The sequence below is a fragment of the Pseudomonas sp. IT-P294 genome (assembly GCF_949767865.1).
GTDB lineage: Bacteria > Pseudomonadota > Gammaproteobacteria > Pseudomonadales > Pseudomonadaceae > Aquipseudomonas.
Map to the genome: position 1 here is coordinate 228,041 of NZ_CATKQW010000022.1, position 12,621 is coordinate 240,661.

Here is a 12,621-nt window from a genome sequence, read left to right on the forward strand (position 1 = left end):
AGCAGCGGGTGACCTGGCGTTTCTGCCCGCAGAAGAGGGCAAGATTCGAGGTGGCTATCGCTCGTTCCGTCGCAAGCTGAAGGGCGGGCGCTGCTGGCCTTGCTGCTGAGATAGATGAAAGGCAAGTCAATGCCTCTCACCGGGGATAAATGATTTTGCGGATGTCAGTCGAATTGACTGAGATAGTTGCGAATATTGTCGCGGTTCTTTTCGCTGAAATGGTAGTAATTACCTCGGACTGGAGAGTTGACGTCATACTTCATAATCGTGTCATGCCACCAGCCGTCGTAGACGATATCCGAATCTTCATGGGTGGCACCGAACATATGACCTATTTCGTGAGCAGGCGTCAGGTAGGAATCGATCGTAGCCATCGCGCTCTGACCTCTATTGGAAGCGATTCCCGCGACGCGGCTGTTCATCCCGTTACGAGTGAGTAACAGAAATTTGTCCAGGTTTGGGTTGAAAGGGAATGTTGTATCCGCTTTCGACTTCAGTTCTTTAACCTTGTTTTCCCAGCCCCGAAGGGCCTCGGCAGCGTTTTCATTTCTGTAGTTGTAATTGGTCATTTTCGGAGTTGTGGATTGAGAGTTGAAAATAACCGTAACCGCGCGGCCGGATATGTCTTCAAGCTCGGTCTCCAGCCAAGAAAAGTAGTTGTCGTATAGCTTGCCTTTATCGTGATCATCAAGATCGTCGTGGATAAACACGAGTAAAAGAATGGGCTTTTTGAGGCGGTCAGGTTGCCCATTATTTAACAGCGAACGTCTGTGTCGCACTGGCGTCAGTGCATCAGTTTGCGCCACGTCATTGTTTTCAATTTCGCCGTCTTTCAGATTCTCGATGATCTGACTTGCTTTATCTTTGTTCACGTCATAGTCCTTTATGTACTTTCCGCTGGAGGCGGCTGGTTGTTGTTTCTGTGTGGGTTAACGATGTTTACGGTTGTGGTGATACGGGGTGTATAGTTTGTGCGGTGTTTCTATTTGAAGTTTTAAGTTAAGTTTGGTTGCTTGGCGTGGCAAGTTTCAAGTTGTTCTGTAATGTGTCTGAAGTGTTATTGGTGTCCGAACCCGGAGCACAAAATAGTTATGGGCTTTTGCACTATAGAGGCCAGTGCTACTGCCACGGCTAAGCGTTTTTTGGGCTGACTTTCGAGTCAGTAACCCGGGCTTTTAGTGATCTATGACAGATGGTCGGTCAAGGGGCTGTTTATCTGCTTCATTGAGGTATACTGCGCGGCCTTCGGCCGGTTCGTCCGGCCATTTTTCGTACAATCAAGCCACGCATTTCTGCGTGGCTTGTTGTTTTTGACGCGCCTGCGGGCGCCCAGAGAGAAGAGGCACGACGATGAGTGCACTGGTTGGCGTGATCATGGGCTCCAAGTCCGATTGGTCCACCCTTAGCCACACCGCCGATATGCTGGAAAAGCTCGGCATTCCTTACGAGGTGAAAGTGGTCTCTGCCCACCGCACCCCGGACCTGCTGTTCCAGTACGCCGAAGAGGCCGAGGCGCGGGGCATCGAGGTGATCATCGCCGGTGCCGGTGGCGCGGCCCACTTGCCTGGCATGTGTGCGGCCAAGACCCACCTGCCAGTGCTGGGCGTCCCGGTGCAGTCGTCGATGCTTTCGGGCGTCGATTCACTGCTGTCTATCGTGCAGATGCCCGCTGGCATTCCGGTTGCGACCCTGGCCATCGGCAAGGCTGGCGCGATCAATGCCGCCCTGTTGTCGGCAAGCATCCTGGGCGCCAAGCACCCGCAGTTCCACGCGGTGCTGAAAACTTTCCGTGCTGAGCAGACAGACAGCGTCCTGGAAAATCCAGACCCACGCATCGCCTGAGGTTGTTGACGATGAAGATCGGTGTAATCGGTGGCGGCCAGTTGGGTCGCATGTTGGCGCTGGCGGGCACTCCGCTGGGCATGAACTTCGCTTTCCTGGACCCGGCGCCGGACGCTTGCGCAGCCGCATTGGGCGAACACCTGCGAGCCGATTACGGCGATCAGGATCACCTGCGTCAGCTGGCCGATGAAGTCGATCTGGTGACCTTTGAATTCGAAAGCGTCCCGGCTGAAACCGTGGCGTTCCTGTCGCAATTCGTCCCGGTCTACCCGAGTGCCGAAGCCCTGCGCATCGCTCGTGATCGCTGGTTCGAGAAAAGCATGTTCAAGGACCTGGGGATTCCAACCCCGGCGTTCGCCGACATTCAGTCGCAAGCCGACCTTGATGCCGCCGTGGCGTCCATCGGCTTGCCGGCGGTACTGAAAACCCGCACGCTGGGTTACGACGGCAAGGGCCAAAAGGTCCTGCGCAAACCGGAAGATGTCATTGGCACCTTCGCCGAGCTGGGCAGTGTTGCTTGCCTGCTGGAAGGCTTCGTGCCGTTTACCGGCGAAGTTTCTCTGATCGCGGTGCGCGCTCGCGATGGCGAAACGAAGTTTTACCCGTTGGTTCACAACACTCACGAAAACGGCATCCTCAAGCTGTCTGTGGCCAGCACCGACCACCCGCTGCAAGCGCTGGCTGAGGATTATTCCAGTCGCGTGCTCAAGCAATTGAATTACGTCGGCGTGATGGCGTTCGAGTTCTTTGAAGTCGACGGTGGCCTCAAGGCCAACGAAATCGCACCGCGTGTGCACAACTCCGGGCACTGGACTACCGAAGGCGCTGAATGCAGCCAGTTCGAAAACCACCTGCGGGCCATTGCCGGTCTGCCGCTGGGTTCGACGGCCAAGGTCGGCGAGAGCGCGATGCTCAACTTCATCGGCAAAGTGCCTGAGACGGAAAAAGTCCTGGCCATCGCCGATTGCCATCTGCATCACTACGGCAAGGCGTTCAAGGTCGGCCGCAAAGTCGGTCACGGCAACTTGCGTTGTGCAGACCGCGAGACGCTGGCGGCACAGATCCTCAAGGTCGAAGCGCTGATCGCCGAATAAATAGTTTCATGTGGCAGCGGCGGAACCATTCAGGGGCTACCGTTCTCTCATGGCAGGATGCAAAAGTCTGACTAGGCTTTTGCAAGGTGTCCAAATCAGAGGGAAATGTCATGGGAATTATCGGAACCATCTTTATCGGCTTGATCGTCGGCCTGTTGGCCCGGTTCCTGAAACCGGGCGATGACAGCATGGGCTGGATCATGACCATCCTGCTCGGTATCGGCGGTTCGCTGGCGGCCACGTATGGCGGTCAGGCTCTGGGCATCTACCAGGCCGGTCAAGGCGCAGGCTTCATCGGTGCGCTGGTCGGTGCGGTGATATTGCTGGTGATCTACGGCTTGATCAGAAAGAACTGATTTAAGCGACAAAGCCCTCTCTGCGCGGCGCGCGGGGAGGGCTAGAATGCCCGGCGTTACAGTCCTTTCCTTACGAGCACTTCCATGCGCCGTCTTCTGTTGACTCTCCTCTTACTGGGCAGTGGCTTGGCCCACGCCGGCGAACTGCCGGAAACCGACTGGCTCGAACTGATGCCAAAGTCGGATCAGAAAGCCCTCGAGGCCATGCCCGAAATCGACCACAACTCTCCCGAAAGCAATGGCACCTTTACCCAAAAGGGTGGCATGAAGCAGAGCAAAGGCCTGCCGGCAGTGATGTATTCGACCAAAACCGTGCCTTCGATGAACGACAAGAACATCCGCATCGGCGGGTATCCGGTGCCGCTGGAGTCCGATGCCAAGGGCCGCAGTACTCTGTTCTTCCTCGTACCTTATCCGGGCGCTTGCATCCACGTGCCGCCACCGCCGCCTAACCAGTTGGTGCTGGTGCGATATCCGAAAGGGTTGAAGCTGAACGATATCTACACCCCGCTGTGGGTCACCGGCACGTTGAAGATCGAGAAGGTCAACAACGATCTGGCGGATGCGGCGTATGCGCTGGATGCGGCGAAGGTGCGGGTAGTCAAAGAGTCGGATCTGTAACAACGCCAGTGGGCCTGGCATAACAACTGTGGGAGCGAGCTTGCTCGCGATGAGGTCATAACATTCAGCATTCATGTTGACTGTTATACCGCCATCGCGAGCAAGCTCGCTCCCACATTGGTTTACGGTGTTAGAGCGATTTGCTGGCGATGGTCACGCCGAGGGTGTGGCTGGCACCCGGCGCCAGTGTCACCACGTCATCCATCACGTTCGCCGTCTCGATGCACAGCATGCGCTGCCAGCCATCGTCAGCCATGTCGCTGAATGCCGCGGCGCGGTCAACCCACGGGTTCCAGATCACCGCCGAGCGCGATCCGCTGCTGGTCAGCTCTATGCGCCGCTCCCAGGCCGGATCAACGATGCTCAGTGTCACCGGGACATTTTGATAGATGCGGTCGGTCTCGCCGCTAAACCGCAGATCGCCGCGCTGAGTGACGGTTTTCCAGTCGTCCAGCGTCTCGATGTAGCTCAAGCCATCCAGCCCTTCAACGTGCACGTTGCGCACATCGCTGACGGCGAAATAGCTGTGCAGCGCCTGACTGATGGTGACGTTGTCCGTGCCCTGATTGTGGCTGGTCAGGTTGATGTGCAGCTGTTCATCCAGGCGGATGCTCAGCTTCAAATCCACCTGATGTGGCCAACCCTCAAAGCCGCCTTCGGGATAGGGAAGGATGAATTCCACCTTCAGGCTTTCGCCCTCGGTTTCGATGCCGCCCAGTTCCCAATCCATCGCCCGCACAAAACCGTGGGCCGTCGGCGGTTCTTGACTGACGCGCATGGCCTGGACACTCGGCGGGTTGCGTGAAAAATTACCGAACCACGGCCAGCACACCGGCACGCCGGCGCGGATGCTCTTGCCGGTTTTGAACACTGCCTCATCGTTGAGCCAGATCAGCGGCGGTTGGCCGGCCAATTGATAACTGAGGATGTGCGCGCCTTGCTGGGCGACCAGCAATTCGGCCTGCCCGTGGCGGATGCGCCAGCAGTTCAGTCCATCCAGTTTCACGGCTTCAACGTTGGGCGTGCTCATGGGGCAACTCTCGATCTTTAACAGGACTGCAATGGACCGCAAAACAGTCGCAGCGTTTAACGCGCTCGTGGTGGAACCGAGCGAGTGCGGCCGCTGCCGTCGATGGCGACGAACACGAATACAGCTTCAGTGACTTTACGCCACTCGCTGGACAGCGGATCGTCGCTCCACACTTCGACCATCATCTGAATCGAGCTGCGGCCGATTTCCAGGGCCTGTGTATAAAAGGAAAGCTGTGCGCCCACTGCGACAGGGACCAGGAACGCCATGCGATCGATCGCAACGGTCGCAACGCGTCCGCCAGCGACTTTGCTCGCCATTGCGGTGCCAGCCAAATCCATCTGCGCTACCAGCCAGCCGCCGAAAATATCGCCAAAGCCGTTGGTTTCGCGAGGGAGCGCGGTGATTTGCAGGGCAAGGTCGCCTTGCGGAATTGGATCTTCTTGTTCGAGCTCTATCATGCCGGGGGTGCCTCTGACCCGTGACTCTTCATAAGTACTTCAGGTGAATAGCCGTCTCCAGGAAAAACGATTCAACCCCGAACATACTCTGTTCGTCACGTTTTTCGTAAGGCGCCTAAAGGGAAACTCTGCGAAATCGGCTGACAGGTGCCAACGACGTTTTCGCACAGCAACCCCTTACAAGCAGGTCCAGGATTGCGAGTATATCGGTCGGTAGACTCCGAGACGACCGTCCGGTTCTCATTTTGACCGTCAAATACGCTCATCTATGTGCTTTTTCGAACAATTTGCTATCGTGCCGGACCTGCCCAAGCCTCCGCCAGCGTTGTTGGGGTTGCAGATCCGACTATAAGAGAAGCCCTTGCCATGACCACCGCGCCCTCGAGCATCGCGCAGCCAGCTCAACCCGCACGTCCGCTGACCCGCAACGACTACAAGACTTTGTCGCTGTCTGCCCTTGGTGGCGCGCTGGAGTTTTACGACTTCATCATCTTCGTGTTCTTCGCCACGGTGGTCGGCAAGCTGTTTTTCCCCGCCGACATGCCCGAGTGGCTGCGCCTGATGCAGACCTTCGGCATCTTCGCCGCCGGCTATCTCGCACGCCCGTTGGGCGGCATCGTGATGGCGCACTTCGGCGACTTGCTGGGTCGCAAGAAGATGTTCACGTTGAGTATCTTCATGATGGCGGTGCCGACCCTGATCATGGGTTTGCTGCCGACGTATGCACAAATCGGCATGTGGGCTCCGATCCTGCTGTTGCTGATGCGGGTGATTCAGGGCGCGGCCATTGGTGGTGAAGTGCCGGGTGCATGGGTATTCGTTTCCGAACACGTACCGCAGCGGCACATCGGCTATGCCTGCGGCACGCTGACGAGCGGTCTGACCGCGGGCATCCTGCTGGGCTCGCTGGTCGCCACCGCGATCAACAGCATTTATACGTCGGTGGAAGTGTCGGATTACGCCTGGCGAATCCCGTTCCTGCTGGGCGGCGTATTCGGTCTTTTCTCGGTTTACCTGCGTCGCTGGCTCCACGAAACGCCAGTGTTCGCCGAACTGCAGTTGCGCAAAGCGCTGGCCGAAGAAGTCCCGCTGCGTGCCGTATTGCGCGACCATCGCGGGGCGATCCTGATTTCCATGCTGCTGACCTGGCTGCTATCCGCCGGCATCATCGTGGTCATTCTGATGACACCGACCGTGCTGCAAACCGTCTACCACTTCTCGCCGACCACCGCATTGCAGGCCAACAGCCTGGCGATCGTGTTTCTGAGCCTGGGCTGTGTCGCCTCTGGTGCCTTGGCTGACCGCTTTGGTGCCGGCCGTGTGTTCGTGTTTGGCAGTGCGGCGCTGTTAATCAGCTCGTGGACGTTCTATCACAGCCTGTTCAACCACCCGGACTGGCTGTTCCCGATGTATGCCTTGACCGGTTTGCTGGTCGGCACCATTGGGGCGGTGCCATACGTGATGGTCAAAGCCTTCCCGGCCGTGGTGCGTTTCAGCGGATTGTCGTTTTCCTACAACCTGGCCTACGCGATTTTCGGCGGCCTGACGCCGATGGTGGTGACGTTGCTGCTCAAGGAAAGCCCGATGGGGCCGGCGTATTACGTGGCGATCATTTGCGGTGTGGGGATTCTGGTGGGCGCCTATCTCTGGAAGAAGGGGCGTTAAGCCGATTTCTTTTGTCGAATTGTCCCTTGATCGTTCCCACGCTCTGCGTGGGAATGCATCCCGTGACGCTCCGCGTCACATCTCACAGCGGACGCAGAGCGTCCATGGCGGCATTCCCACGCAGAGCGTGGGAACGATCTGTCGCTGTATGCTGGCCTTTCATCCAATTGTCATATTTCAGCCATAGAGTGTTCACACGGCCTGCTAATACTTGGCCCCGACTTAACACACCCTATCTGCTAGGAGTAAGGCATGAAACTGAAGCGTTTGATGGCGGCAATGACTTTTGTCGCTGCTGGCGTTGCGACTGCCAACGCGTTCGCCGCTGTTGACCCGTCGATCCCGAGCTACACCAAGACCACTGGTGTGTCGGGCAACCTGTCCAGCGTCGGCTCCGATACCCTGGCCAACCTCATGACCCTGTGGGCTGAGAACTACAAAAAAGAATACCCGAACGTAAACATCCAGATTCAGGCCGCTGGCTCCGCCACTGCGCCACCTGCGTTGACTGAAGGCACCTCTAACCTGGGCCCGATGAGCCGCAAAATGAAGGACACCGAACTGGCTGCCTTCGAGCAGAAGTACGGCTACAAGCCAACCGCTATCCCGGTTGCCGTGGACGCCCTGGCCGTCTTCGTACACAAAGACAACCCGATCCAGCACCTGACCATGGAACAAGTCGACGCGATCTTCTCGTCCACTCGTCTGTGCGGCGCTAAAACCGAAGTCAAAACCTGGGGCGACCTGGGTGTGACCGGCGACCTGGCCAACAAGCCGGTTCAGCTGTTCGGTCGTAACTCGGTATCCGGCACCTACGGCTACTTCAAAGAAGAAGCCCTGTGCAAAGGCGACTACAAGCCAAACGTCAACGAACAACCAGGTTCGGCTTCGGTCGTTCAGTCGATCAGCTCCTCGCTGAACGGCATCGGTTACTCGGGCATCGGCTACAAAACCGCTAGCGTGAAAACCGTTGCTCTGTCGAAGAAAGGCAGCACCGAGTTCATCGAAGACAGCGAAGAAAACGCACTGAACGGCAAATACCCGCTGTCGCGCTTCCTCTACGTTTACGTCAACAAAGCCCCGAACAAGCCTCTGGCCCCGCTGGAAGCCGAGTTCGTGAAACTGGTTCTGTCCAAACAGGGCCAGGAAGTTGTAGTGAAAGACGGTTACATCCCACTGCCAGCCAAGGTTGCTGCAAAAGCACTGGCTGACCTGGGTCTGGCGGAAGGCGGCGCTGAAGTCGCAAAAAAGTAGCACCTTGAGTCCGGGCTAACCCGGACTCTTGTGGGAGCGAGGCTGCTCGCGATGGGGCCATCACCGGCACCGCAAAATTCGCGGACCAGCTCGCTCCCACACCCCAAATTTCCGATCCTCTGCCAGTTCCCGCTGGCGGCGGATTTGTTGCGTCACTGCACTGTCATCTTTCTGTCATACAGGATCGCTAGGGTGTGCGCATGAATGATCTGGCCAATTCCACCATGACTACGAATCCCCCCAAGCGAATTGACTTCAATACGCCTGAGCTGCAACGCAAGCGCCGCATCCGCGCGCTCAAGGATCGCCTGACCCGCTGGTATGTCCTCGTGGGCGGCCTCGCCGTTCTCGGTGCGATCACGCTGATCTTCTTTTTCCTCGCTTATGTTGTCGCGCCGCTGTTCCAGGGTGCCAGCCTGACCGCCAAAGACGCCATCACGCCCGCCTGGATGCAAGACGCCGGCAAGCCGTTGATGATCTCTCTGGAAGAGCAGAACCAGGTCGCCATGCGGGTTTCCGACAAGGGCCTGGCATTATTCTTCGACATCGACAGTGGCGCCGAACTCAAGCGCGTCGATCTGCCGATCCCGGTCGGCACCACGGTGACCTCCATCGCTGAAGACCAGCCAGGTCATCCATTGGTGGCGGTCGGCTTGTCCAACGGCCAGGCCCTGGTGTTCCGTCACACTTATAAAGTCAGCTATCCGGACGGCAAGAAGACCATCTCGCCAGCCATCGAATACCCGTACGGCGAAACCCCGATTGCGTTGAACGAGGCGGGTGGTGCCCTGGAGCACGTCAGCCTCAACGCGACCGATACGACGCTGATGCTGGTCGGTTCCACCGGTTCGCAACTCAATGTTTTGTCGCTGACCAGCGAAGAAAACATGATGACCGGCGAAGTCACCAACGAGCAGAAGCGTATCGATCTGCCGCAGATGACTGAGGCGGTGAAGAACATCTTCGTCGACCCGCGCCAGCAGTGGCTCTACGTGATCAATGGTCGCGCCCAAGCCGACGTATTCAGCCTGCGCGACAAGAGCCTCAATGGTCGCTACAAGCTGCTCGAAGATGGTGAGGCGCAAATCACTGCCAGTACTCAACTGGTGGGCGGTATCTCGTTGATTCTTGGCGACTCCAAAGGTGGCCTGGCCCAGTGGTTCATGGCCCGCGACCACGACGGCGAACTGCGTCTGAAGCAGATCCGCAACTTCCAGATGGGCACCACGCCAATCGTTGAAATCACCGCCGAAGAACGCCGCAAAGGCTTTATCGCCCTTGATGCGTCCGGCAAGCTCGGCGTGTTCCACAGCACCGCTCACCGCACCCTGTTGGTGGATCAGGTGGTCGATGGCCAAGGCGTCTTCGGTCTTTCGCCACGGGCCAACCGTGTGATTGTGGAGGCGGGCGGCAAGATTCAACCGCTGTTGCTCGACAACCCGCACCCGGAAGTGTCCTGGAGCGCGTTGTGGAGCAAAGTCTGGTACGAAAACTACGACGAGCCTAAATACGTCTGGCAGTCGACCGCCGCCAACACCGACTTCGAACCCAAGCTGAGCCTGTCGCCGCTGACTTTCGGTACGCTCAAAGCCGCGTTCTACGCGATGCTGCTGGCCGCGCCCCTGGCTGTTGCTGCGGCGATCTACACCGCTTACTTCATGGCTCCGGGCATGCGCCGCAAGGTCAAGCCGGTGATCGAGCTGATGGAAGCAATGCCGACGGTGATCCTCGGTTTCTTCGCCGGTCTGTTCCTCGCGCCGTATGTAGAAGGGCATTTGCCGGGCATCTTCAGCCTGCTGATGCTCGTGCCGATCGGCATTCTGGTGGCCGGTTTCATCTTCAGCCGCTTGCCTGAATCCATCCGCCTGAAGGTGCCGGATGGCTGGGAAAGCGCGATCCTGATCCCGGTGATTCTGTTCGTGGGCTGGCTCTCGCTGTACATGAGCCCGTACATGGAAACCTGGTTCTTCGGCGGCGACATGCGCATGTGGATCTCCCACGACCTGGGCATCACCTACGACCAGCGCAACGCTTTGGTAGTGGGTCTGGCCATGGGCTTCGCGGTGATCCCGAATATTTACTCCATCGCCGAAGACGCCGTGTTCAGCGTGCCGCGTGGCCTGACGCTGGGCTCCCTGGCTCTCGGTGCCACGCCGTGGCAGACCATGACTCGTGTGGTGATCCTCACCGCCAGCCCGGGGATCTTCTCGGCACTGATGATCGGCATGGGCCGTGCGGTCGGGGAAACCATGATCGTGCTGATGGCCACCGGCAACACCCCGGTCATGGAAATGAACCTGTTCGAAGGCCTGCGCACCCTGGCGGCCAACGTTGCGGTGGAAATGCCGGAGTCGGAAGTCGGCGGCAGCCATTACCGCGTGCTGTTCCTCTCGGCGCTGGTGCTGCTGTTGTTTACCTTCGTCATGAACACCCTCGCGGAACTGATTCGTCAGCGTCTGCGCAAGAAATACTCGTCGCTTTAAGAAAGGTAGAAGTCTGTGAAACAGAACTCCCTGAAAGGATGGTTCAAGAGCGGCGCCCCCGGCGTCTGGATCAGCGGTGGCGCGGTGTCCATCGCGGTCATCATGACCATTGGCTTGCTGGCAGTGATTGCCGTGCGCGGTCTGGGCCACTTCTGGCCGGCAGACCTGTTGCACGCCGATTACAACGTGCCGGGCCAAGCCAATCACCTGGTGATCGGCGAAGTGGTGCAGAAGGAAGAAGTGCCACGCGAGCGCCTGAAAACCGCTGGCCTGCCGGTGCCCGATCAGGGCCCCGAGTTCATGACCCGCGAGCTGATCAAAGTCGGTAACCGTGACCTGAACGGCAACGACTTCACCTGGATCGTCGGCGAGTGGTTGACCAACCAGAAGACGCCACCCGAGCTGATGACCATCGAGCGTCGCGAGTGGGGCAACTTCTACGGCTACCTGGTCAACGTCAAACAGGACGGCAAGGTCATCGCAGAAGGCGAAGCCGCATGGCCTGAGTTGCAAGCCCGTGTCGATCGCGTGAACAAGCTGGCCGCACAGCTCAAGAGCCTGGAAAAAACCGACATCGGCGCAATCAACGCCGGTCTGGAGCGGGTCCGCCTGCACGGTCGCAAACTGGAACTGGCCGGCCAGCTCGACGCCACGGCGCAAGCAGACATGGAGTCCGAGCGCGCCGAGCTGAATGCTCGTTATCAAGACATCGAAGCACGCCTGAACGACCTGCATGCCCAGTTCAACCGCGACAGCCTCACGGCCCGCGATGCGAACGGCAAAGAGATCGAGATCGGCATCGGCAAAGTGGTTCACGCCTACCAGCCGAACGCCATGAGCACCTTCACCAAGGTCGGCTTCTACTTCAGCAAGGTCTGGGAGTTCCTCAGCGACGATCCGCGTGAAGCGAACACCGAAGGCGGGATCTTCCCGGCGATTTTCGGCACCGTGATGATGACCTTGATCATGGCGATGATCGTGACCCCGTTCGGCGTGCTGGCGGCGGTTTACCTGCGTGAATACGCCAAGCAGAACGTGCTGACCCGGATCATCCGTATCGCAGTGAACAACCTGGCGGGCGTTCCGGCCATTGTTTACGGCGTGTTCGGCCTGGGCTTCTTCGTCTATGTACTGGGCGGCTCGGTTGACCGGATGTTCTTCCCTGAAGCCTTGCCGGCACCGACCTTTGGTACACCGGGCCTGCTCTGGGCGTCCTTGACCCTGGCGTTGCTGGCGGTGCCGGTGGTGATTGTGGCGACCGAAGAAGGTCTGGCGCGAATTCCTCGTACCGTGCGCGAAGGCTCGTTGGCCCTCGGCGCGACCAAGGCTGAAACCTTGTGGAAGATCGTGCTGCCGATGGCCAGCCCGGCGATGATGACCGGCATGATCCTCGCCGTGGCGCGTGCCGCGGGTGAAGTGGCTCCGCTGATGCTGGTGGGTGTAGTGAAGCTGGCGCCGTCGCTGCCGCTGGACGGCAACTACCCGTACCTGCACCTGGACCAGAAGATCATGCACTTGGGCTTCCATATCTATGACGTCGGCTTCCAGAGCCCGAACGTCGAAGCTGCGCGACCGCTGGTGTACGCCACGGCGCTGCTGCTGGTGCTGGTGATCGCCACGCTTAACTTGTCGGCCGTTTACATCCGTAACCACCTGCGCGAGAAGTACAAAGCGTTGGATAGCTGATTTGCAGCACTGATTTCTATGTGGGAGCGAGCTTGCTCGCGATGGCATCACCGCGGTTTCACAGAGACACCGCGTTGGTTGAGCGCGACCCCTGCTGATCGCCAGCAGGCTGGCTCCCACAAAACCGAA

At 58.5% G+C, this 12,621-nt stretch carries 11 protein-coding genes; 8 read left to right on the forward strand and 3 right to left on the reverse strand.

From position 1 onward, the window contains the following. Positions 1–164: 164 nt before the first annotated feature. The gene (locus tag ACM6I0_RS16170; protein WP_414922805.1) at positions 165–872 is read right to left on the reverse strand and encodes a reprolysin-like metallopeptidase; all 708 of its coding nucleotides are present in this window, start codon (positions 870–872) and stop codon (positions 165–167) included. Between the two features lie 478 nt (positions 873–1,350). Between ACM6I0_RS16170 and purE the strand changes: the two genes are divergently transcribed. The 4 genes from purE (at position 1,351) to ACM6I0_RS16190 (ending at position 3,913) form a co-directional block, all read left to right on the forward strand. Next, positions 1,351–1,842, forward strand: a complete 492-nt coding sequence (gene purE / locus ACM6I0_RS16175) for a 5-(carboxyamino)imidazole ribonucleotide mutase (RefSeq protein WP_017341565.1) — start codon at positions 1,351–1,353, stop codon at positions 1,840–1,842. A gap of 11 nt (positions 1,843–1,853) precedes the next feature. Further along, entirely contained in the window at positions 1,854–2,936 is a 1,083-nt protein-coding gene (locus tag ACM6I0_RS16180) for a 5-(carboxyamino)imidazole ribonucleotide synthase (protein WP_414922806.1), read from the forward strand. Between the two features lie 110 nt (positions 2,937–3,046). Then, positions 3,047–3,292: a GlsB/YeaQ/YmgE family stress response membrane protein gene (locus ACM6I0_RS16185; protein WP_285431607.1), complete on the forward strand. Its 246-nt coding sequence runs from the start codon at positions 3,047–3,049 to the stop codon at positions 3,290–3,292. An 84-nt stretch (positions 3,293–3,376) separates the two neighbouring features. Continuing rightward, positions 3,377–3,913 carry a DUF3299 domain-containing protein gene (locus tag ACM6I0_RS16190; RefSeq protein WP_285431608.1) on the forward strand — a complete coding sequence of 179 codons (537 nt, stop codon included), beginning with the start codon at positions 3,377–3,379 and terminating at the stop codon, positions 3,911–3,913. Positions 3,914–4,043: 130 nt separating this feature from the next. Here the strand turns inward: ACM6I0_RS16190 and ACM6I0_RS16195 are convergent, their stop codons facing one another. Together ACM6I0_RS16195 and ACM6I0_RS16200 are read right to left on the reverse strand one after the other, a co-directional pair. Further along, a complete protein-coding gene (locus ACM6I0_RS16195; protein WP_414922807.1) occupies positions 4,044–4,943 on the reverse strand; it encodes a D-hexose-6-phosphate mutarotase in 900 nt (299 codons plus the stop codon). 56 nt (positions 4,944–4,999) lie between these two features. Beyond that, entirely contained in the window at positions 5,000–5,404 is a 405-nt protein-coding gene (locus ACM6I0_RS16200) for an acyl-CoA thioesterase (RefSeq protein ID WP_007896491.1), read from the reverse strand. 366 nt (positions 5,405–5,770) lie between these two features. On the opposite strand from ACM6I0_RS16200, the gene ACM6I0_RS16205 reads away from it, so the two are divergent. From ACM6I0_RS16205 to pstA, 4 genes are all read left to right on the forward strand, one after another. After that, positions 5,771–7,069 (forward strand): MFS transporter, encoded by a 1,299-nt coding sequence (locus tag ACM6I0_RS16205; RefSeq protein ID WP_285431611.1) that lies wholly within the window; start codon positions 5,771–5,773, stop codon positions 7,067–7,069. A gap of 252 nt (positions 7,070–7,321) precedes the next feature. Continuing rightward, complete coding sequence (locus ACM6I0_RS16210; RefSeq protein ID WP_222589069.1) at positions 7,322–8,323, forward strand: phosphate ABC transporter substrate-binding protein PstS; 1,002 nt, start codon at positions 7,322–7,324, stop codon at positions 8,321–8,323. A gap of 449 nt (positions 8,324–8,772) precedes the next feature. Then, entirely contained in the window at positions 8,773–10,806 is a 2,034-nt protein-coding gene (locus tag ACM6I0_RS16215; protein WP_414922996.1) for an ABC transporter permease subunit, read from the forward strand. Positions 10,807–10,821: 15 nt separating this feature from the next. Further along, positions 10,822–12,492 (forward strand): phosphate ABC transporter permease PstA, encoded by a 1,671-nt coding sequence (gene pstA, locus ACM6I0_RS16220; RefSeq protein ID WP_414922808.1) that lies wholly within the window; start codon positions 10,822–10,824, stop codon positions 12,490–12,492. The last annotated feature ends 129 nt before the right edge of the window (positions 12,493–12,621 follow it).

Coding starts and splice junctions, on each gene's coding strand:
- ACM6I0_RS16215 (WP_414922996.1), top strand. CDS start 8,773: ATGCAAGACGCCGGCAAGCCGTTGATGATCTCTCTGGAAGAGCAGAAC.
- ACM6I0_RS16180 (WP_414922806.1), top strand. CDS start 1,854: ATGAAGATCGGTGTAATCGGTGGCGGCCAGTTGGGTCGCATGTTGGCG.
- ACM6I0_RS16195 (WP_414922807.1), bottom strand. CDS start 4,943: ATGAGCACGCCCAACGTTGAAGCCGTGAAACTGGATGGACTGAACTGC.
- ACM6I0_RS16185 (WP_285431607.1), top strand. CDS start 3,047: ATGGGAATTATCGGAACCATCTTTATCGGCTTGATCGTCGGCCTGTTG.
- ACM6I0_RS16190 (WP_285431608.1), top strand. CDS start 3,377: ATGCGCCGTCTTCTGTTGACTCTCCTCTTACTGGGCAGTGGCTTGGCC.
- purE (WP_017341565.1), top strand. CDS start 1,351: ATGAGTGCACTGGTTGGCGTGATCATGGGCTCCAAGTCCGATTGGTCC.
- ACM6I0_RS16205 (WP_285431611.1), top strand. CDS start 5,771: ATGACCACCGCGCCCTCGAGCATCGCGCAGCCAGCTCAACCCGCACGT.
- ACM6I0_RS16210 (WP_222589069.1), top strand. CDS start 7,322: ATGAAACTGAAGCGTTTGATGGCGGCAATGACTTTTGTCGCTGCTGGC.
- ACM6I0_RS16200 (WP_007896491.1), bottom strand. CDS start 5,404: ATGATAGAGCTCGAACAAGAAGATCCAATTCCGCAAGGCGACCTTGCC.